Source organism: Nocardioides soli, assembly GCF_014191495.1.
GTDB lineage: Bacteria > Actinomycetota > Actinomycetes > Propionibacteriales > Nocardioidaceae > Nocardioides > Nocardioides soli.
Map to the genome: position 1 here is coordinate 1,332,217 of NZ_JACHWR010000002.1, position 19,859 is coordinate 1,352,075.

Genomic DNA, 19,859 nt, shown 5'->3' on the forward strand with positions numbered 1-19,859 from the left:
CCATGCCTGAGATCACCCGAGCCGAGGTCGCCCACCTGGCGAACCTCGCCCGGATCGACCTGTCCGACGACGAGCTCGACCACCTGGCGCCCCAGCTGTCGGTGATCCTCGAGTCGGTCGCCTCGATCAGCGGCGTCGCCGGCGACGACGTGCCGCCGACCTCCCACGCGCTGCCGCTCACGAACGTCTTCCGCGAGGACGTCGTGACGCCGGGCCTCACGCCCGAGCAGGCGCTGTCGGGCGCCCCGGCGGTCGAGGAGCAGCGCTTCTCGGTCCCGCGGATCCTGGGGGAGGAGCAGTGATCACCAGGACCGCCGCCGAGCTGGCCGCCGCGCTCGCCGCGGGCGAGACGACCTCCGTCGCGGCCACCCAGGCCCACCTCGACCGGATCGCCGAGGTCGACGGGGCCGTCCACGCCTTCCTGCACGTCGACGCCGAGGGCGCGCTCGCGCAGGCCGCGGAGTCCGACGCCCGCCGTGCCGCGGGCGCGACACGGTCCGCGCTCGACGGGGTGCCGATCGCGGTCAAGGACGTGCTTGCGACCGAGGGCCTGCCGACCACCTGCGGCTCGAAGATCCTCGAGGGTTGGATCCCGCCGTACGACGCGACCGTCGTGCGCCGCCTCAAGGCGGCCGGGCTGCCGATCCTCGGCAAGACCAACATGGACGAGTTCGCGATGGGCAGCTCGACCGAACACTCGGCGTACGGCCCGACGCGCAACCCCTGGGACCTGGACCGGATCCCGGGCGGCTCCGGTGGCGGCTCGGCCGCGGCGGTGGCCGCCTTCGAGGCGCCACTCGCGATCGGCACCGACACCGGCGGCTCGATCCGCCAACCGGGCGCCGTGACCGGCACCGTCGGCGTGAAGCCCACCTACGGCGGGGTCTCGCGCTACGGCCTCGTCGCGCTGGCGAACTCCCTCGACCAGGCCGGCCCCGTCACCCGGACCGTGCTCGACTCCGCCCTGCTGCACGAGGTGATCGGCGGCCACGACCCGCTCGACTCGACCAGCATCGACCAGCCGCTGCCCGCGCTGGTCGAGGCGGCGAAGCGGGGCGCGGCCGGCGACCTGTCCGGCCTGCGGGTCGGTGTGATCACCGAGATGTCTCGCCAGGAAGGAGGGCTGAGCGGGTGGCAGGCCGGAGTGCTGGCCCGGTTCCAGGAGTCGGTCGACCTGCTGGTCAAGGCCGGCGCCGAGGTCGTCGAGGTCTCCTGCCCGAGCTTCGTGCACGCGCTCGCGACCTACTACCTGATCCTGCCCGCGGAGGCGTCGAGCAACCTCGCGAAGTTCGACGCGATGCGCTACGGCCTCCGCGTCTGGCCGGAGGCGGACGCGAGCGCCGAGGAGGTGATGCGCGCGACCCGCGACGCCGGCTTCGGCGACGAGGTCAAGCGCCGGATCATCCTGGGCACCTACGCGCTGTCCAGTGGCTACTACGACGCCTACTACGGCCAGGCCCAGAAGGTGCGCACGCTGATCTCGCGCGACTTCGACGCGGCGTTCGAGCGCGCCGACGTGCTGGTCTCACCGACGGCACCGACGACGGCCTTCAAGCTGGGGGCGAAGCTCGACGACCCGATGGCGATGTACCTCAACGACCTCGCGACGATCCCGGCCAACCTCGCGGGTGTGCCCGGCATCTCGGTGCCCAGCGGCCTGGCCGACGAGGACGGCCTGCCGACCGGCTTCCAGATCCTGGCGCCGGCGCTCGCCGACGACCGCTGCTACCGGGTCGGCGCCGCCCTCGAGGCGGCGTTGCTCGAGCAGTGGGGCGGCCCGCTCGTTCCCCCCGAGGAGAAGCTGTCATGACGGACACCCTGGTCGCCTTCGACGACGTGCTCGCGACGTACGACCCCGCCCTGGGCCTGGAGGTCCACGTCGAGCTCAACACCAACTCGAAGATGTTCTGCGGCTGCCCGACCGAGTTCGGTGCGGAGCCGAACACCCAGGTCTGCCCGACCTGCCTGGGGCTGCCGGGCGCGATGCCCGTCGTCAACGGCAAGGCCGTCGAGTCGGCGATCCGGATCGGGTTGGCGCTCAACTGCGACATCGCGGAGTGGTGTCGGTTCGCGCGGAAGAACTACTTCTACCCGGACATGCCGAAGAACTTCCAAACCTCCCAGTACGACGAGCCGATCTGCTTCGACGGCTACATGGACGTCGACGTCGACGGCGAGACCTTCCGGGTCGAGATCGAGCGCGCCCACATGGAGGAGGACACCGGCAAGTCGCTGCACGTCGGCGGCGCCACCGGTCGCATCCACGGCGCCGACCACTCGCTGGTCGACTACAACCGCGCCGGCATCCCGCTCATCGAGATCGTCACCAAGCCGATCCGGGGCGCGGGGGCGAAGGCGCCCGACGTCGCGCGGGCGTACGTCGCGCAGCTGCGGGACCTGATCGTCGCGCTCGGGGTGTCCGACGCGCGGATGGACCAGGGCTCGATCCGCGCCGACGTGAACCTCTCGCTGTCGCCGAAGGGCTCCGGCACCCTCGGTACCCGCACCGAGACCAAGAACGTCAACTCGCTGCGCTCGGTCGAGCGGGCGGTGCGCTACGAGATGTCGCGCCACGCGGCGGTGCTCGACGCGGGGGAGAAGATCCTCCAGGAGACCCGGCACTGGCACGAGGACACCGGCGTCACCACGAGCGGGCGTGAGAAGTCCGACGCCGAGGACTACCGCTACTTCCCCGAGCCCGACCTGGTGCCCGTGGCGCCGAGCCGGGAGTGGGTGGAGGAGCTGCGCGGCACGCTGCCCGAGAACCCGACCGCGCGCCGGGCCCGGCTGCAGGCCGAGTGGGGCTTCTCCGACCTGGAGATGCGCGACACCGTCGGCGCGGGGGCGCTCGACGTGATCGAGCAGACCATCGCCGCCGGCACCACGCCGCAGGCCGCCCGCAAGTGGTGGCTCGGCGAGCTCGCGCGCCGGGCGAACGAGCAGGGCGTGCTCGTCGACGCGCTGCCGGTGACCCCGGCCGACGTCGCCCGGGTGCAGGCCCTGGTCGACGAGGGCAGCCTCAACGACAAGCTCGCCCGCCAGGTCTTCGACGGGCTCTTCGCAGGCGAGGGCACCCCCGACGAGATCGTCGCCGCCCGCGGGCTCGCGATCGTCTCCGACGACGGTGCGCTCTCGACCGCCGTCGACAACGCGATCGCCGCGAACCCCGACGTCGCCGACAAGATCCGCGACGGCAAGGTCGCCGCGGCCGGTGCGCTGATCGGCGCGGTGATGAAGGAGATGCGCGGTCAGGCCGACGCGGGTCGCGTTCGCGAGCTGATCCTGGAGAAGCTCTCCTGATCCTGGGCCTGACCCTGGGCCGGGTATGCCGGGCCGTGCCGGCCGGCGGTGAGCCTGCAACCGTTTCGCCGGGCCGGATGGTTGCTGGGCCACCGCCGGGCTGCAGGTCGACCGATCGGCGGTGAGCCTGCAACCGTTTCGCCGGGCCGGATGGTTGCCTGCTCACCGCCGCACGGCGGCGCGGACACGGGGCGGCGTCGCGGCGCGCGCGGGATATGCTGCCGGGGCACACACAACTGCACGCCCGTGGTGGGGGAAGCCGGTCCGAGTCCGGCGCTGACCCGCAACCGTAGGCCGCCTTCCGCCGTGGAGGCAGCGAGCCGGAGCACCCGTCACGACGCGTCCTGATCACACGCTGTCGTGGAAAACAGCGGGTGGCCACCGGGCAAGGGCCCCGGGCCTCCCGCTGGAGCAGCGGGAAGGAAACCCATGATTCGCATGCCTCGCCTCGTCGCGGCGCTCGCCTCCGGAGCGCTCGCGCTCGGCCTGACCGTCGGTGCGACCGGCACCGCCTCGGCCGCCCCGGCCGACCGTGCCGGGAACTGGCTCGAGAAGCAGCTCACCGGCGGACTGATCCACAACGACGTCTACGACTTCGACGACTACGGCCTGACCGCCGACACCGGGATGGCGCTGGTCGCGGTCGGTGGACACCGCAAGGCCGTCAAGCAGGTGTCGCGCGCGCTGGCTACGAACGTCGACAGCTGGACCACCGGTGTCGACTTCGGCAGCAGCGACGTCTACGCGGGCTCGGTCGCGAAGGCGCTCGTGTTCGCCCAGACGGCCGGCGCGAACCCGAAGGACTTCGGCGACGTCAACCTCGTGAAGCGGCTCAACGGCCGGATCAGCTCCGAGAAGGGGACCGTCGGACGGCTCCGGGACAAGACCTCGGAGACCGACTACGCCAACACCCTCGGACAGGCGTACGCCGCGGCCGGGCTGACCAACGCGGGCTCGAAGAAGGCCAAGGCCGCGGTGCGGTTCCTGCTGGCGCAGCAGTGCGAGGCCGGCTTCTTCCGCCTGTACTTCGCGGACGCCGACGCGTCGGACCAGACCTGCGACGGCGCGGCGAAGAAGAAGGACCGGGCGCCGGACACCGACGCCACCGCGATCGCCGTGGTCGGGCTCCAGTCGATCGACAAGCCGTCGGCGCAGGTGCGGAAGTCGATCGCCTCGGCGCTCGCGTGGCTCGCCCGCACCCAGGCCCGCGACGGCGGCTTCGGCGGCGGCCCGAGCACCAAGGCGCCGAACGCCAACAGCACCGGACTCGCCGCGTGGGCGCTCGCCCAGGGCGGTGAGTGCGGGGCGGCGAAGCAGGCCGCGGCCTGGGTGCGCAAGCTCCAGCGCAAGAACGGCGCGGTCGCCTACGACAAGGCCGCGCTGAAGGCCGGGGTCTCCGCCGACACGCTCGACCAGTGGCGGCGCTCCACCGCCCAGGCCGCACCCGGCCTGGGCCGGCCGGGCTGCTGAGCAGGCCCTGATGGCTCGGCGGGCACTCCAGGTCGCCGTCGCCGCCCTCGTGGTGGCGGCGACGGCACTGGTGCTGCCCTCCGGGCCGGCCGCGGCGGCCGGCTGCTCCAGCGCCGACGGCGTCAGCGTGGTCGTCGACTTCCACGAGCTCGGCGGCGGCCTGCAGAGCGGGTGTGTCGCCGACGGCGGCGGGAAGAGCGCGGCCACCCTCCTCGGGGCGGCCGGCTTCCCGCTCACGTTCGTGCAGCGCCAGCCGGGGTTCGTCTGCCGGGTCTCGGGCCAGCCGGCGTCGGACTCGTGCGTGAACACGCCACCGGCCGACGCGTACTGGGGGCTCTACTGGTCCGACGGCTCGACGCGCAACTGGACCTACTCCACCCTCGGCGTGGGCTCGCTGACGGTGCCGGACGGCGGCTCGGTGGCGCTGTCGTGGATCGGCGGCTCCGGCCGGTCCCAGCCGGGCGTCGCACCCGCGGTGCACGCGCGGTCGACGCCGACGGCACGGCCGACCCGGAAGCCGACCGACAAGCGGACCGACAAGCCGGTCAGCAAGCCAACCGCCAAGCCGAAGCCGACGAGCGCGGCCACCCCGTCGGCGACCGCCACGCCCACCGAGCCGGCCGACGCAGGGTCCGGCACCACGCCGTCCCCGAAGCCGACGGACCAGCGGACCACCAAGCCCAAGCCCACGACCAGGCCCACGCCCACGAACACGACCAAGGCGAGCGAGCCGTCGAGCGAGCCGGTGAGCGAGCCGGCGAGCGCGACACCCGAGCCGGCGTCGGCCGAGCCCGACGGGTCCGACGGGGGTCTGCCCGCCTGGGTCGGACCGGTCGTGGTCGCGGTGCTCTTCGCGGCCGTCGCGGCCGTGGCCGTCGTACGCCGGCGCCGGGACCCGAGCTGATGCCACGCGACCTCCACCCGGTGGCCTGGTGGCTGTGGGCGGTCGGACTCGCGATGGCCGCGTCGTTCACGACCAATCCGCTGATCCTGCTGATGCTGGTCGGCGTCGCGTCGCTGGTGGTCTCGCTGCGCCGCCGCTCGGACCAGTCCTGGGGCCGGTCGTTCCGCCTCTACGTCTGGCTCGGGGTGGCGATCATCGTGGTCCGGGTGGCGTTCCGGGTGGTCTTCGGCGGCTGGTTCGGCGGCCGGGTGCTGCTCGACCTCCCCGAGATCCCGCTGCCCGACTGGGTCGCCGGCATCACGCTGCTCGGACCGCTCTACGTGCAGGGGCTGCTGTTCGCGCTGTACGACGGGCTGCGGCTCGCGACCATCGTGATCTGCGTCGGCGCCGCCAACTCGCTGGCGAACCCCAAGCGGCTGCTGCGGTCCGTGCCGCCCGCCCTCTACGAGATCGGCACCGCGCTGGTCGTGGCCGTCACCGTGCTGCCGCAGTTCGCCGACAGCGTGCGCCGGGTACGCGCCGCGCAGGCGCTGCGCGCGGGAGAGACCGGTCGGGTCGGGCGGCTGCGGCGGCTGCTGGTGCCGGTGCTGGAGGACGCGTTCGAGCGCTCGCTCGCGCTCGCGGCCGGCATGGACACCCGCGGCTACGGCCGCGCCGGCGGCGCCACCCGCGCCCAGCGCCGGGTCACCGGTGCCCTGATGCTCGCCGGGCTCGTCGGCATCTGCGTCGGCACGTACGCCGTGCTCGACCGCACCGCACCCCGGCTGCTCGCGCTGCCGATGCTGGGCCTCGGCGTCGTGGCGGCGGTCGCGGGTCTGCTCAGCGCCGGCCGCCGCGTCGAGCGCACCCGCTACCGGCCCGATCCGTGGCGCTGGCCCGAGACGGCCGTGGTCGCCTCCGGCGTCGTGGTCGGCGCGCTGGGTCTGTGGATCAGCCGGAACCAGCTCGCCGTCGCCTACCCGCCGCTCGACGCCTTCCCCACGCTCAGCGCGGTCGCGCTCGCCGTCGGCGCGGTGGCGCTGCTCGGGCCGCTGTGCTCGCCGCCGCAGTCCCGCCCGGCGGTCGTCGTACCGACCCGCGAGGAGGTCGCCGCGTGATCGAGCTGCGTGACATCCGCTTCGGATACGACGACGTCGGCCCCGTGCTGAGCGACGTCGACCTGGTCGTCGACGAGGGCGAGCTGGTGCTGGTGTCCGGCCCGACGGGGGTCGGGAAGTCGACGCTGCTCGGCATCGTCACCGGCCTGGTCCCGCGCTTCTCGGGCGGCACGCTCGACGGCGACGTGCTGCTCGACGGCGTCAGCATCGTGCGCACCCCGCCGCGGGAGCGGGCCCACGCGATCGGCTACGTCGGGCAGAACCCCGCCGCCGGCTTCGTCACCGACACCGTCGAGGAGGAGCTCGCCTACGGCATGGAGCAGCTCGGGCTGCCGCCCGAGACGATGCGCCGCCGGGTCGAGGAGACGCTCGACCTGCTCGGCATCGCGGACCTGCGCCACCGCGATCTGCGGACGCTGTCCGGCGGCCAGCAGCAGCGGGTGGCGATCGGGTCGGTGCTGACCATGCACCCGCGACTGCTCGTGCTCGACGAGCCGACCTCCGCCCTCGACCCGACCGCGGCCGAGGAGGTGCTCGCGACGCTGACCCGGCTGGTCCACGACCTCGGCGTCTCGGTGCTGCTGGCCGAGCACCGGCTCGAGCGGGTGATCCCGTTCGTGGACCGGATGTGCCTGCTCGCCGGAGACGGCCGGGTCACCGTCGGCGAGCCCGGTGAGCTGCTGGTGACCTCGCCGGTGGTGCCGCCGATCGTCGAGCTCGGCCGGGCCGCCGGCTGGAGCCCGCTGCCGCTCAGCGTCCGCGACGCCCGCCGCCGCGCCCGCGAGCTGCGCCTCGACCCGCCGTCGGTCGACGGGGAGCCGGCGACGACCGCCGCCGCCGTGGTACGCCGCCTCGACGTCGTGCACGGCCGGACGGCCGCGGTGCGGGGCCTCGATCTCGAGCTGGGCGCCGGGCGGGTCACCGCGCTGATGGGCCGCAACGGCTCGGGCAAGTCGTCCCTGCTGTGGGCGGTGCAGGGCAGCGGACGGCGTACGTCGGGCCGGGTGGACGTCGACGGCAGCGACCCGGCCGACCTCGCGCCGGCCGCCCGCCGCGCGCTCGTGGGCCTGGTGCCGCAGAACGCGGCGGACCTGCTCTATCTGGAGACCGTCGACGAGGAGTGCGCGGCCGCCGACGGCGGCAGCGGCGCCTGCCGGGCGCTGCTGGACCGGCTGGTGCCCGCCATCCCGGGGGACCAGCATCCGCGGGACCTCTCGGAGGGGCAGCGGCTCGCGCTCGCCCTGGCGCTGGTGCTGGTCTCGCGCCCGCGGCTGCTGCTGCTCGACGAGCCGACCCGGGGTCTCGACTACGCGGCCAAGCACGTGCTGGCCGGCATCCTGCGCGGCCTGACCGACGACGGCCACGCCGTGCTGGTTGCGACCCACGACGTGGAGTTCGTGGCGCAGGCCGCCGACGAGGTCGTGGTGCTCGCCGAGGGCGAGGTCGTGTCCTCCGGCCCGGTGCGCCGGGTGGTCGCCGAGTCGCCGGCGTTCGCGCCGCAGGTGACCAAGGTGCTCGGCGCGCCGTGGCTGCGCGTCGACGAGGTCGTGGCGGCACTGTGAGCACCCCGGTGAACACCGCCGTCCGCATCTCCCCGCGCTCGATCGTGGTGCTCGGTGTCGCGTCGTTCGCCGGGCTGATGATGCTCTGCTGGCCGCTACTGCTGCGCGCGGGCGCGGGGGAGCGGGTCGACCCGCCGTTCCTGTTCCTCGCGCTGCTGCCGGTCGTCATCGCGGTGGTGCTGGCCGAGCTCAACGAGGGCGGACTCGACCCGCGGGTGCTGGCGATCCTCGGCGTGCTCAGTGCCGCCGGTGCGATCCTGCGCGGCGTCTCGCCCGGCACGGCCGGGGTCGAGCTCACGTTCTTCCTGCTCGTGCTGGGCGGGCGGGTGTTCGGGCCGGGCTTCGGCTTCGTGCTCGGCTGCACCACGCTCTTCGCCTCCGCGCTGATGACCGCCGGCGTCGGTCCGTGGCTGCCCTACCAGATGCTGTGCGCGGCCTGGGTCGGCATGGGGGCCGGGCTGCTGCCGCGCCGGCTCACCGGGCGGGTGGAGATCGCGGCGCTGGCGGCGTACGCCGTGGTGGCGTCGTACCTCTTCGGGCTGTTCATGAACCTGTCCGGCTGGCCCTTCATCGCCGGCATCGCCGTCGAGGGCCACGAGGGCTCGCTGTCCTACGTGCCGGGTGCGCCGGTGCTGGACAACCTGCACACGTTCCTCGTCTACACGCTGCTCACCTCGACCGGCAGCTGGGACACGGTCCGCGCGATCACGACCGCCGTGGCGATCGTGGTGCTCGGTCCCGCCATCCTGGCCACGCTGCGGCGCGGCGCGCGCCGCGCCACGGTGACCGGCGTCGTCAGGGGCGGATGACCAGGATCCGGTCGTCGTGCTCCGCGGGGTCGCCGCGGCCGTCGCGGTTGCTGGTCGTGACCCACAGGTTGCCGTCGGGAGCGGCGACCACGGTGCGCAGCCGGCCGTAGCTGCCCACGAAGAAGTCCGTCGGGTGGCTGGCCCGGCCGCCGTCGACGTCGACGCGCCACAACCGCTCGCCGCGCAGCGCCGCGAGCCAGAGGTGGCCGTCGAGGTAGGCGAGGCCCGACGGGGAGGCCTGGTCGGTGTCCCACACGACCTGCGGGTCGGTGAGACCCTCGCCGCCGCCCTGGTCACCGGCTTGGCCCTCGACCATCGGCCACCCGTAGTTGTGGCCCGGCTTGATCAGGTTGAGCTCGTCGTACCGGTTGTCGCCGAACTCGGAGGCCCACAGCCGACCGTCGGAGTCGAAGGCGAGGCCCTGCACGTTGCGGTGGCCGTAGGACCAGATCGGCGAGTTCGGGAACGGGTTGTCCGGCGCCGGCTTGCCGTCGACGGTGATCCGCAGGATCTTGCCGGCCGTCGTGTCCTTGTCCTGGGCGAGCTCGGGCTGGCCGGTCTCGCCGGTCGAGGCGTAGAGGTAGCCGTCGGGCCCGAACGCCAGTCGCCCGCCGTCGTGGATGTGGCCCTGCGGGATCCCGTCGAGGATCACCCGGGGCGTGCCCAGCCGGCCGCCGCGCAGCGGCGCCTTCACGATGCGGTTGTCGTGGTCGGTGCTGAAGTAGAAGAACAGCATCCGGTCGCGGTCGAACGACGGCGACACCGCGACGCCGAGCAGTCCCGCCTCGCCACCGAGGTCGCCCAGCCCGACGGCACCCGCGATGCTGCCGATCGTGCGCACGTCGTACGACGGGGCCTCGAGCAGCAGCACGCGCGTGCTGTCGCGCTCGGTGACGACGGCGTCGCCGTTCGGCAGGAACGCGATGCCCCACGGCGTCGCCAGGTCGGTGGCGATGGTGTCGACGACCTTCGGGGGACCCGGGTCCTCCGTCGGGCTCTCCGACGGCGGGATGCTCGGTGCCTCGCTCGTCGGGCTCTCCGTCTGCGGCGTCGCGGTGACCGTCTCGCTGGGCCGGTCGTCGCCGTCGTCACCGCAGGCGGCGAGTCCGGCGATCACGAGGACGGCCACGCTGGCCAGGGCGGCGACGCGTCTCATACGGAGACCCTACGCGGCGCCGGGAGCCGCTCAGCCGTGTGCGGCCCGGCCCGCCGCCTCCCACGCTCCGACGCGGCCGTGCGCGGCCAGGAACTCCGCCACCTCGTCGCGCTCCGCACGCCGTTGGGCGAGCGCCGTCGAGGCGATCATCGCGTTGCGTCGGGAGCGCTGTTGGGAGGCGACGGGCCACCGCCGTACGGCGCCCACCACGCCCGCCATCCGTGAGACCGGGCGTGCTACCAGGTGCATCGTGGCTCCTCCGGGTGTCCGAGTGACGGCGCGCTCCACGCTAGGTGCGGCGCCGACACCCGCGGGTCAACGCCGTGTGACGGTTGTGTGAACTCGGGCCGGGGCCGGGGCGCTCAGTCCGGAGCGGGCGCGACGGTGCGCGAGGACCGCGTAGCGCCGACCGAGGCGATGATGATGCAGACCATGGCGAGCCACTGCTCGAGGCTCAGGAACTCCTGGAGCACCACGATGCCGGCGAGCGCGGCCGCGGCGGGCTCGAGGCTCATCAGGATGGAGAAGACCGACGGCCGGATCGTGCGCAGGGCGACCATCTCGCAGCTGTACGGGATCACCGACGAGAGCAGCCCGACCGCGGCGCCGAGCGCGAGGATGCGCGGGTCGAGCAGGTCGCCGCCCGCGGTGCCGACGGCCGCCGGGGTGAGCAGCAGCGTGGCCACGACGGAGGCGACGGCGAGGCCGTCGAGGCCGGGCCAGCGCCGGCCGGTGGCGCCGCTGAGCAGGATGTACGCCGCCCAGCACGCTCCGGCCAGCAGCGCGAACAGGGCGCCGGCGAGGTTGAGCGAACCGCTGCCGCCGGCGAGGCCCAGCACGGCGACGCCGACCGCGGCGAGCGCGACCCAGACGAGGTCCCGCATCCGTCGCGAGCCGAGCACGGCGAGGGTCAGGGGTCCGACGAACTCGAGCGTCACCGCGACCCCCAGCGGGATGCGCAGGAAGGACTGGTAGATCGCCCAGTTCATGACCCCGAGCGAGACCCCGAGGCCGATCGCCGCGAGCCAGTCGGCTCGGGACCGCCCGCGCAGGACGGGGCGGGCGATCAGCACCAGCACGAATGCGCTGGTGACCAGGCGCAGCCACACGATCGTGGTCGGGGCGATCTCGTCGAACAGCGACTTCGCGACGCCCGCGCCGAACTGCACCGAGAGGATCCCGACCAGCACCAGCCAGACGGGCGAGACCAGGCGGAGCGATGAGTTCCGGGTGGTCACCGGGTCAATGTAGACGGCAGAGTGGACCCCAGCAGATCGGGAGGCGAGAGATGGCGGACCGGACCCAGTCCAATCGGACGATGCTGATGATCGGGACCCGCAAGGGCCTGTGGCTCGGTACCTCGGACGAGTCGCGCGCGGAGTGGGCGTTCACGGGCCCGCACTTCGACATGGAGGAGGTGTACTCCTGCCTGATCGACACCCGTGGCGCGGCGCCGAGGCTGCTCGCCGGCGCGTCGTCGATGTGGCTCGGCCCGCAGGTACGCCGTTCCGACGACCTCGGCGCGACCTGGCAGGAGACCGCCAACGGCGCGGTGCGCTTCCCCGACGACACCGAGGCCAACGTCGAGCGGGTCTGGCAGCTGGTGCCCGGCCCCGAGGAGGGGGTCGTGTACGCCGGCACCGAGCCGGCCGCGATCTTCCGGTCCACCGACCGGGGCGAGACCTTCGCCCTCGAGCGCGCGCTGTGGGACCACCCGCACCGGCCCGACTGGGGCGCCGGCTTCGGCGGCCAGGCGTTCCACACGATCCTGCCCCACCCCGACGACCCCCGGTCGGTGACCGCGGCGCTGAGCAGCGGCGGCGTCTACCAGACCGGCGACCGCGGCGCGTCGTGGGAGGCGCGCAACCACGGCATCCGCGCCGAGTTCCTCCCCGAGGGCGAGCAGTACCCCGAGTTCGGGCAGTGCGTCCACAAGATCACCCGTCACCCGGCTCGGCCCGAGCGCCTCTACCTGCAGAACCACGGCGGCGTCTACCGCTCCGACGACGAGGGCGGCACCTGGAAGTCGATCGCCGACGGCCTGCCCGCCGACTTCGGGTTCCCGATCGTGGTCCACCCCCACGAGCCCGACACCGTCTACGTGTTCCCGCTCGACGGCAGCGCCGGCAGGCACCCGGTCGACGGCAAGGCCCGGGTCTGGCGGTCCCGCGACGCCGGCGAGACCTGGGAGGAGCTCGGTGCCGGGCTGCCCGACTCCTTCTACGTCGCGGTGATGCGAGACGCGATGTGCGCCGACGACCATCGGACGCCCGGCGTCTACTTCGGCACCCGCAACGGTGCCGTCTGGGGGTCGGCCGACGAGGGAGACACCTGGCGCCAGCTCGTCAGCGACCTACCGGACGTGATGGCCGTGCGCGCGGCCGCGATCTGACGGCACCGGCAGCGACGGATCGTTCGGACGGCACTAGTGGCCATCACCGTTGATTCACCAAGGGTCTACGCGCCCAGTGCACGCACCTCGCCGCGTTGGCGACGCTCGGTAGACAACCAGGTATGCCGTCGCGCCGCCGCCTTGCGAGGCACGCACCCTGAGCACGGATACCCCCGACGTATCAACAGCGATGACCACTAGATCGGCGGCATCGGCGGGTCCGGGACGTACGCCGGGATCTCGCCGGTGTGCTCCATCTCCTCGGGCGGCTGGATCGGCTCCGGCACGCCGGCGGTGATCCGGCTGCCGTCGGCACGGGTGCCGCCGGTGACCGGGCGGTCGCCGAGCAGACCGTCGATGCGGTCGCCCTGGTCGGGGAGCGGTACGACGATCGGGGCGTCGGGCGCCACGACGTACGACGTGCCGCGCACCGTGACCGGGACCTTGCCGTCGCCCTCGACGATCGAGAACCGCACCTGCTCCTGGGTCAGTTCCACCAGCATCCGGGAGCCGCGCCAGCAGAGCCGGAAGGTCAGCGACGGCCAGGTGGCCGGCAGCCGGGGGTCGAAGGACAGCTCGCCGCCGTAGTCGCGCAGCCCGCCGAACCCGTTGACCAGCGCGCTCCACACGCCGCCCGTGGATGCGACGTGCAGCCCGTCGACGGTGTTGTGGTGGAGGTCGGCCAGGTCGACGTACAGCGACTGGTGGAAGTAGTCGAGCGCGGCGTCGTGATAGCCGACCTCCGCGGCGATCACGGACTGGACGACCGCCGACAGCGTCGAGTCGCCGGTGGTGATCGGGTCGTAGTACTCGAAGTCGGCGCGCTTCTCCTCGAGCGTGAACCGGTCGCCCTGGAGGAAGAGCGCCAGCACGACGTCGGCCTGCTTGAGCACCTGGAAGCGGTAGATGACCAGCGGGTGGTAGTACAGCAGCAGCGGGCGGGTCTCGGACGGGGTGCGGGAGAGGTCCCAGACCTCGCGGTCGAGGAAGAAGTCGTCCTGCGGGTGGATGCCGAGGCCCTCGTCGAAGGGGATCGCCATGCCGTCGGCGCAGCGCTGCCACTCGTCGGCCTCGCCGTCGGCGATGCCGAGGCGGGCGGCCACCCGCACCCAGCCCTCGGGGTCGTGGGCGCGGATCCGGTGCACGGCCCGCGCCGCCTCCTCGAGGTTGGCCCGGGCCATCACGTTGGTGAACAGGTTGTTGTTCACGACGGTGGTGTACTCGTCGGGCCCGGTGACGCCGTGGATGTGGAAGGACCGCTCGCCGTTGCTGCGCCAGAAGCCCAGGTCGGCCCACATCCGGGCGGTCTCGACCAGGATGTCGATGCCCTCGCGGACCAGGAAGCCGCGGTCGTCGGTCGCGCGCACGTACTTCATCAGGGCGTAGGCCACGTCGGCGTCGATGTGCACCTGGGCCGAGCCGGCGGCGTAGTACGCGGATGCCTCCTCGCCGTTGATCGTGCGCCAGGGGTAGAGCGCGCCGGTCTGCGCCATCTCGCGCGCCCGCTCGCGTGCCGCCGGCAGCATCACCGACCGGAAGTGCAGTGCGTTGCGCGCGACGTCCGGCGAGGTGTAGGTCAGGAACGGCAGGACGTAGACCTCGGTGTCCCAGAAGTAGTGGCCCTCGTAGCCCGAGCCGGTCACGCCCTTGGCGGGCACGCCGAGCCCGTCGATGCGCGCCGTGGCCTGAGCCAGGGAGAACAGGTTGAAGCGGATCGCCTGCTGCACGGCCCGGTGCTGCGGGGTCGGGGTCGCGATCTCGACGTCCGCCGCGGCCCAGAACCGGGCGTACCAGTCGCGCTGGTCGCTGACGTAGTGGGCGACGCCGTAGCGGGCCGCCCGGTCGAGGGTGCGGTCGCAGCGGTCGGAGAGCTCTCGCACCGGTACGCCGCGCGAGGAGTGGTAGGTGACCAGCTTCTCGAGCCGGGTCGTGGTGCCCTCGGTCGCGTCGATCCGGTAGACCATCTTGGTCTGGTCCTCGTCGGCACGGGCCACGACCTCGTGCCGGTCGGTGGTGGTGAGCACGTGGTCGGCGGCGACCGCGATCGTCATCCCGGAGCTCGCGCACTGGTAGCCGAGCAGCATCCGGTCGTCGTTGGCGTAGTGCATCCGCGGCAGCAGCACCCGGTCGGTAAACGCGCCGGCCTTGCGCGGGTCCAGGGGCTCGACGGCGGTGGCGATGTTGCGGCCGTGGTACTCGTCGCGGCCGTCCTGCCGGTTGAGGATCTGCGAGGAGACGACCACGGGCGCGTCGCCCTTGAGCATCCGTACCTCGAGGGTCATCAGCGCGAGGTGCCGCTGGGTCATCGACACCATGCGGGTGGTGTCGACCTGCACGAGCTTGCCCGAGGGGGTGCGCCAGATCAGCTGTCGGTGCAGCACGCCGTCGCGGAAGTTGAGGTGGCGCTCGTAGTGCTCCAGGTCGGACGTGCCGAACGTGAGCGGCTCGTCGTCGACGTACAGCTTGAGCACCTTGGTGTCGGGCACGTTGACGATCGTCTGCCCGGTGCGCGCGAAGCCGAAGGCCGCCTCGGCGTGCCGGATCTCCCAGGTCTCGTGGAAGCCGTTGACGTAGGTGCCGTTGGAGTACGCCGGGCGGCCCTCCTCGGGGTTGTCGCGCATGCCGAGGTAGCCGTTCGCGACCGTGAACAGCGTCTCGGTCAGGCCGAGGTCGACCGTGCTGTAGCTGGTCTCGACCAGGCCCCACTCGTCGGCCGGGAAGCGGCCACGGTCGAGCGGGTCGGGGCCGACGTGGCGGCTCATGCCGCGCTCCCGGGGACCAGCTGGGCCAGGTCGGTCACGACGACGTCGGCACCCGCCTCGGTCAGCCGGTCGACCCCGGCGCCGCGGTCGACGCCGACGACCAGGCCGAAGTCCCCGGCCCGGCCCGCGCGGACCCCTGAGACGGCGTCCTCGAGCACGACGGCGCGGGCAGGGGCGGAGCCCAGCACCTCGGCCGCGTGGTGGAACGTGTCGGGTGCCGGCTTCCCGCGCAGGCCGAGGTCGTGGGCGACGGTGCCGCTCACGACCGTGCCGAACCGGTCGAGCAGCCCCGCGGCCTCGAGCACGGCCGGCGCGTTGGCCGACGACGACACGACGCCGAGCGGCAGGCCCAGGCCCTGGAGGTGGTCGAGCAGCAGCACCGAGCCGGGGTACGGCGTGACGCCGTCGCGCTCGAGCACCGCGTTGAAGGCCTCGTTCTTGCGGTTGCCCAGGCCGCAGACGGTCTCGGCGGTGGCGGGGTCGTCGGGCGTGCCCTCGGGCAGCTCGATGCCGCGCGAGCCCAGGAAGTCGCGGACGCCGTCGTAGCGCGGTTTGCCGTCGACGTGCGCGAAGTAGTCGGCGTCGACATACGGCGAGCGGTCGCCGGCCCCGGCGTACGCCGCGAGGAAGCCGTTGAACATCTCCGACCACGCCCGCATGTGCACCTCGGCGGTCGGGGTGATCACGCCGTCGAGATCGAACAGCACGGCGTCGTACTCGGCCCAGGTCACGGTCACGGCAAAATGCTAGGGCCCCCGGCCCCGGCGCGCCGAGACGGCACCCGGCGAGTCAGGAATCGGTCGGCGGTCAGTCCGGGACGCGGCGGTAGGCGCCGTCGGAGGCCGCGGTGGCCATCGAGGCGTAGGCGCGCAGCGCCGCCGACACGACCCGGTCGCGGTCGACCGGAGTGTACGGACGGTCCCGCTTCTCCTGGGCGGCCCGCCGCTGGTCGAGCACCAGCGGGTCGACGTCGAGGACGATCGAGCGGTTCGGGATGTCGATCGAGATCGCGTCGCCGTCCTCGACGAGCGCGATCGTGCCACCGCCGGCCGCCTCGGGGGAGACATGGCCGATCGAGAGGCCCGACGTGCCGCCGGAGAAGCGGCCGTCGGTGATCAGGGCGCACTTCTGGCCCAGGCCCTTCCCCTTGAGGTAGGAGGTCGGGTAGAGCATCTCCTGCATGCCCGGGCCGCCCTTGGGACCCTCGTAGCGGATCACCACGACGTGGCCTTCGCGAACCTTGCCGTTGAGGATGCCCTCGACGGCGTCGTCCTGGCTCTCGAAGACGATCGCGGTGCCGGAGAAGGTCCACACCTCCTCCGGGACGCCGGCGGTCTTCACGACGCAGCCGTCCTCGGCGAGGTTGCCCTTGAGGATCGCGAGGCCGCCGTCGCGGGTGTAGGCGTGCTCGACGTCGCGGATGCAGCCCTCGGCCGCGTCGGTGTCGAGCGAGCCCCACCGGTTGTCGGTCGAGAACGCCTCCGTCGTACGCACGCCGCCGGGCGCCGCGTGGAAGAGCTCGAGCGCGGCGTCGCTGGCGGAGCCGCTGCGGATGTCCCACTCGTCGAGCCACTGCTGGAGCGACGGGCTGTGGATCGCGTGCACGCCGGTGTTGAGCATCCCGCCGCGGTGGAGCTCGCCCAGGAGCGCGGGGATGCCGCCGGCCCGGTGGACGTCCTCCATGTGGTACTTGGGCGTGTTGGGCGCGACCTTCGACAGGCAGGGCACCCGGCGCGAGACGGCGTCGACGTCGTCGACCGAGAACGTCATCCCGGCCTCCCGGGCGGCGGCGAGCAGGTGCAGCACCGTGTTGGTCGACCCGCCCATCGCGACGTCGAGGGCGAAGGCGTTCTCGAAGGCCTCGTGGGTGGCGATGTTGCGGGGGAGGACGGACTCGTCGTCGTCCTCGTAGTAGCGCTTGGCGAGCTCGACGACGAGCCGTCCGGCCTCTTCGAAGAGCCCGCGCCGCGAGCTGTGGGTGGCCAGGGTGGAGCCGTTGCCGGGCAGGGACAGGCCGATCGCCTCGGTGAGGCAGTTCATCGAGTTGGCGGTGAACATGCCCGAGCAGGAGCCGCACGTCGGGCAGGCCGAGCGCTCCACGATGTCGAGCTGCTCGTCGGTGACGGCGTCGTTGACGGCCAGCACCATCGCGTCGACCAGGTCGAGCTTGGAGTGGACGATCCCCTCGATCGCCTGGGTCTTGCCGGCCTCCATCGGGCCGCCGGACACGAACACCACCGGGATGTCGAGCCGGAGCGCGGCCATCAGCATGCCCGGGGTGATCTTGTCGCAGTTGGAGATGCAGACGAGCGCGTCGGCGCAGTGCGCGTTGACCATGTACTCGACGGCGTCGGCGATCAGCTCGCGACTGGGCAGCGAGTAGAGCATGCCGGCGTGGCCCATCGCGATGCCGTCGTCGACGGCGATGGTGTTGAACTCCTTCGCGACGCCACCGGAGGCGGCGACCTGCTCGGCCACGATCTTGCCCAGGTCGCGCAGGTGCACGTGGCCGGGCACGAACTCGGTGAAGGAGTTGGCGATCGCGACGATCGGCTTCCCGAAGTCGGAGTCGGTCATCCCGGTCGCGCGCCACAGGGCGCGCGCACCGGCCATGTTGCGGCCCGAGGTCGACGTTGCGGAGCGGAGGGTCGGCATGGCGCAAGGGTATGCCGGTGGTGACCCGCCCCCTACCCTCGGTCCATGACCCAGACGCCTCCGACGCCCGACATCAAGCCTCGCTCCCGCGACGTCACCGACGGCCTCGAGAGGGCCGCGGCCCGCGGCATGCTGCGAGCGGTGGGGATGGGCGACGACGACTGGGCGAAGCCGCAGATCGGCGTCGCCTCGAGCTGGAACGAGATCACGCCCTGCAACCTGTCGCTGCAGCGCCTCGCGCAGGCGGTGAAGAACGGCGTGCACGCGGCCGGCGGCTACCCGCTGGAGTTCGGCACGATCTCGGTCTCCGACGGCATCTCGATGGGCCACGAGGGCATGCACTTCTCGCTGGTCTCGCGCGAGGTGATCGCCGACTCGGTCGAGACGGTGATGATGGCCGAGCGGCTCGACGGCTCGGTGCTGCTCGCCGGCTGCGACAAGTCGCTGCCCGGCATGCTGATGGCCGCGGCCCGGCTCGACCTGGCGAGCGTCTTCCTGTACGCCGGGTCGACGATGCCGGGCCAGGTCGACGGCAACGACGTCACGATCATCGACGCGTTCGAGGCGGTCGGGGCGTGCCTGGCCGGCCGGATCAGCCGCGACGAGGTCGACCGCATCGAGCGGGCGATCTGCCCGGGCGAGGGCGCGTGCGGCGGCATGTACACCGCGAACACGATGGCGGCGGTCGCCGAGGCGATCGGGATGTCGCTACCCGGCTCGGCGGCGCCGCCCGCCGTCGACCGCCGTCGTGACGGCTTCGCGCACCGCTCCGGTGAGGCCGTCGTCGGCCTGCTCCGCGCCGGCATCACCGCGCGTCAGATCCTGACCAAGGAGGCGTTCGAGAACGCGATCGCGGTCGTGATGGCCCTCGGCGGGTCGACCAACGCCGTCCTGCACCTGCTGGCGATCGCCCGCGAGGCCGACGTCGACCTGACCCTCGACGACTTCAACCGGGTCGGCGACAAGGTGCCGCACCTCGGCGACCTCAAGCCGTTCGGCCGCTACGTCATGAACGACGTCGACAAGATCGGCGGCATCCCGGTGGTGATGAGGGCGCTGCTCGACGCCGGCCTGATGCACGGCGACTGCCTCACCGTCACCGGTCGGACCATGGCCGAGAACCTCGCCGAGCTGTCGCCGCCGGAGCTCGACGACGACGTGCTTCGCCGACTCGACCGGCCGATCCACGCCACCGGCGGGCTGACCATCCTCAAGGGCTCGCTCGCCCCCGAGGGAGCCGTGGTGAAGAGCGCCGGCTTCGACGAGTCGGTCTTCACCGGCACCGCCCGCGTCTTCGACGGCGAGCGCGCCGCGATGGACGCGCTCGAGCGTGGCGAGATCGCCCCGCGCGACGTGGTGGTGATCCGCTACGAAGGCCCCAAGGGCGGCCCGGGCATGCGCGAGATGCTCGCGATCACCGGCGCGATCAAGGGCGCGGGCCTCGGCAAGAACGTCCTGCTCGTCACCGACGGCCGCTTCTCCGGCGGTACGACCGGCCTCTGCGTCGGCCACATCGCCCCCGAGGCCGTCGACGCCGGCCCGATCGCGTTCCTGCGCGACGGCGACCGGATCACGCTCGACGTCGCCAACCGCACCCTCGAGGTCGCGATCACCGACGAGGCCGAGTGGGAATCCCGGAAGGTCGGCTGGGAGCCGCTGCCGCCCAAGTACACCCGCGGCGTACTCGGCAAGTACGCCAAGGTGGTCCAGTCCGCCGCCCACGGCGCGATCACCAGCTGACCGCTGTGGTCG

At 72.8% G+C, this 19,859-nt stretch carries 16 protein-coding genes; 10 read left to right on the forward strand and 6 right to left on the reverse strand.

All coding sequences use genetic code 11. The features are described 5' to 3' along the window. Positions 1-2: 2 nt before the first annotated feature. From gatC to FHU40_RS16690, 8 genes are all read left to right on the forward strand, one after another. Positions 3-302: an Asp-tRNA(Asn)/Glu-tRNA(Gln) amidotransferase subunit GatC gene (gene gatC, locus FHU40_RS16655; RefSeq protein ID WP_183593357.1), complete on the forward strand. Its 300-nt coding sequence runs from the start codon at positions 3-5 to the stop codon at positions 300-302. Beyond that, a complete protein-coding gene (gene gatA, locus FHU40_RS16660; RefSeq protein ID WP_183593358.1) occupies positions 299-1,810 on the forward strand; it encodes an Asp-tRNA(Asn)/Glu-tRNA(Gln) amidotransferase subunit GatA in 1,512 nt (503 codons plus the stop codon). The genes gatC and gatA overlap by 4 nt, the downstream gene beginning before the upstream one ends. Next, on the forward strand, positions 1,807-3,300 hold the full coding sequence (gene gatB, locus FHU40_RS16665) for an Asp-tRNA(Asn)/Glu-tRNA(Gln) amidotransferase subunit GatB (RefSeq protein ID WP_183593359.1): 1,494 nt from the start codon (positions 1,807-1,809) through the stop codon (positions 3,298-3,300). The genes gatA and gatB overlap by 4 nt, the downstream gene beginning before the upstream one ends. A 429-nt stretch (positions 3,301-3,729) precedes the next feature. Further along, complete coding sequence (locus FHU40_RS16670) at positions 3,730-4,770, forward strand: prenyltransferase/squalene oxidase repeat-containing protein (RefSeq protein WP_183593360.1); 1,041 nt, start codon at positions 3,730-3,732, stop codon at positions 4,768-4,770. Between the two features lie 10 nt (positions 4,771-4,780). Beyond that, positions 4,781-5,674, forward strand: coding sequence for a hypothetical protein (locus FHU40_RS16675; protein WP_183593361.1), 894 nt, complete (start codon positions 4,781-4,783; stop codon positions 5,672-5,674). Then, entirely contained in the window at positions 5,674-6,771 is a 1,098-nt protein-coding gene (locus tag FHU40_RS16680) for an energy-coupling factor transporter transmembrane component T (RefSeq protein WP_183593362.1), read from the forward strand. The genes FHU40_RS16675 and FHU40_RS16680 overlap by 1 nt, the downstream gene beginning before the upstream one ends. Beyond that, entirely contained in the window at positions 6,768-8,333 is a 1,566-nt protein-coding gene (locus FHU40_RS16685) for an ATP-binding cassette domain-containing protein (protein ID WP_183593363.1), read from the forward strand. The genes FHU40_RS16680 and FHU40_RS16685 overlap by 4 nt, the downstream gene beginning before the upstream one ends. After that, positions 8,330-9,142: an ECF transporter S component gene (locus FHU40_RS16690; RefSeq protein ID WP_343057897.1), complete on the forward strand. Its 813-nt coding sequence runs from the start codon at positions 8,330-8,332 to the stop codon at positions 9,140-9,142. Before FHU40_RS16685 ends, FHU40_RS16690 begins: the two co-directional genes overlap by 4 nt. On the opposite strand, the gene FHU40_RS16695 is transcribed toward FHU40_RS16690, so the two are convergent. From FHU40_RS16695 to FHU40_RS16705, 3 genes are all read right to left on the reverse strand, one after another. Beyond that, the gene (locus tag FHU40_RS16695) at positions 9,129-10,298 is read right to left on the reverse strand and encodes a PQQ-dependent sugar dehydrogenase (RefSeq protein WP_183593364.1); all 1,170 of its coding nucleotides are present in this window, start codon (positions 10,296-10,298) and stop codon (positions 9,129-9,131) included. The two genes, FHU40_RS16690 and FHU40_RS16695, sit on opposite strands and share 14 nt — an antisense overlap. Positions 10,299-10,328: 30 nt before the next feature. After that, entirely contained in the window at positions 10,329-10,547 is a 219-nt protein-coding gene (locus tag FHU40_RS16700) for a hypothetical protein (RefSeq protein ID WP_183593365.1), read from the reverse strand. A gap of 113 nt (positions 10,548-10,660) precedes the next feature. Further along, positions 10,661-11,536, reverse strand: a complete 876-nt coding sequence (locus tag FHU40_RS16705; RefSeq protein WP_183593366.1) for an EamA family transporter — start codon at positions 11,534-11,536, stop codon at positions 10,661-10,663. An 80-nt stretch (positions 11,537-11,616) separates the two neighbouring features. Here FHU40_RS16705 and FHU40_RS16710 point away from each other — a divergent pair, with 80 nt between their 5' ends. Then, on the forward strand, positions 11,617-12,690 hold the full coding sequence (locus tag FHU40_RS16710; protein ID WP_246390629.1) for a WD40/YVTN/BNR-like repeat-containing protein: 1,074 nt from the start codon (positions 11,617-11,619) through the stop codon (positions 12,688-12,690). Between the two features lie 197 nt (positions 12,691-12,887). Here FHU40_RS16710 and FHU40_RS16715 read toward each other — a convergent pair whose 3' ends face one another. From FHU40_RS16715 to ilvD (FHU40_RS16725), 3 genes are all read right to left on the reverse strand, one after another. Next, complete coding sequence (locus tag FHU40_RS16715; protein WP_183593368.1) at positions 12,888-15,452, reverse strand: glycoside hydrolase family 65 protein; 2,565 nt, start codon at positions 15,450-15,452, stop codon at positions 12,888-12,890. Beyond that, complete coding sequence (locus FHU40_RS16720) at positions 15,449-16,183, reverse strand: beta-phosphoglucomutase family hydrolase (protein WP_183593856.1); 735 nt, start codon at positions 16,181-16,183, stop codon at positions 15,449-15,451. Before FHU40_RS16720 ends, FHU40_RS16715 begins: the two co-directional genes overlap by 4 nt. A gap of 76 nt (positions 16,184-16,259) precedes the next feature. Further along, complete coding sequence (ilvD, locus tag FHU40_RS16725) at positions 16,260-18,107, reverse strand: dihydroxy-acid dehydratase (RefSeq protein WP_183593369.1); 1,848 nt, start codon at positions 18,105-18,107, stop codon at positions 16,260-16,262. A gap of 45 nt (positions 18,108-18,152) precedes the next feature. Between ilvD (FHU40_RS16725) and ilvD (FHU40_RS16730) the strand changes: the two genes are divergently transcribed. Continuing rightward, entirely contained in the window at positions 18,153-19,847 is a 1,695-nt protein-coding gene (gene ilvD, locus FHU40_RS16730) for a dihydroxy-acid dehydratase (RefSeq protein ID WP_183593370.1), read from the forward strand. The last annotated feature ends 12 nt before the right edge of the window (positions 19,848-19,859 follow it).

Bases quoted from the DNA above. Each gene is read 5' to 3' on its own strand.
- FHU40_RS16700 (WP_183593365.1), bottom strand. From the start codon at position 10,547: ATGCACCTGGTAGCACGCCCGGTCTCACGGATGGCGGGCGTGGTGGGC.
- ilvD (WP_183593370.1), top strand. From the start codon at position 18,153: ATGACCCAGACGCCTCCGACGCCCGACATCAAGCCTCGCTCCCGCGAC.
- FHU40_RS16675 (WP_183593361.1), top strand. From the start codon at position 4,781: ATGGCTCGGCGGGCACTCCAGGTCGCCGTCGCCGCCCTCGTGGTGGCG.
- gatC (WP_183593357.1), top strand. From the start codon at position 3: ATGCCTGAGATCACCCGAGCCGAGGTCGCCCACCTGGCGAACCTCGCC.
- FHU40_RS16680 (WP_183593362.1), top strand. From the start codon at position 5,674: ATGCCACGCGACCTCCACCCGGTGGCCTGGTGGCTGTGGGCGGTCGGA.
- ilvD (WP_183593369.1), bottom strand. From the start codon at position 18,107: ATGCCGACCCTCCGCTCCGCAACGTCGACCTCGGGCCGCAACATGGCC.
- FHU40_RS16715 (WP_183593368.1), bottom strand. From the start codon at position 15,452: ATGAGCCGCCACGTCGGCCCCGACCCGCTCGACCGTGGCCGCTTCCCG.
- FHU40_RS16670 (WP_183593360.1), top strand. From the start codon at position 3,730: ATGATTCGCATGCCTCGCCTCGTCGCGGCGCTCGCCTCCGGAGCGCTC.
- FHU40_RS16710 (WP_246390629.1), top strand. From the start codon at position 11,617: ATGCTGATGATCGGGACCCGCAAGGGCCTGTGGCTCGGTACCTCGGAC.
- FHU40_RS16695 (WP_183593364.1), bottom strand. From the start codon at position 10,298: ATGAGACGCGTCGCCGCCCTGGCCAGCGTGGCCGTCCTCGTGATCGCC.
- gatB (WP_183593359.1), top strand. From the start codon at position 1,807: ATGACGGACACCCTGGTCGCCTTCGACGACGTGCTCGCGACGTACGAC.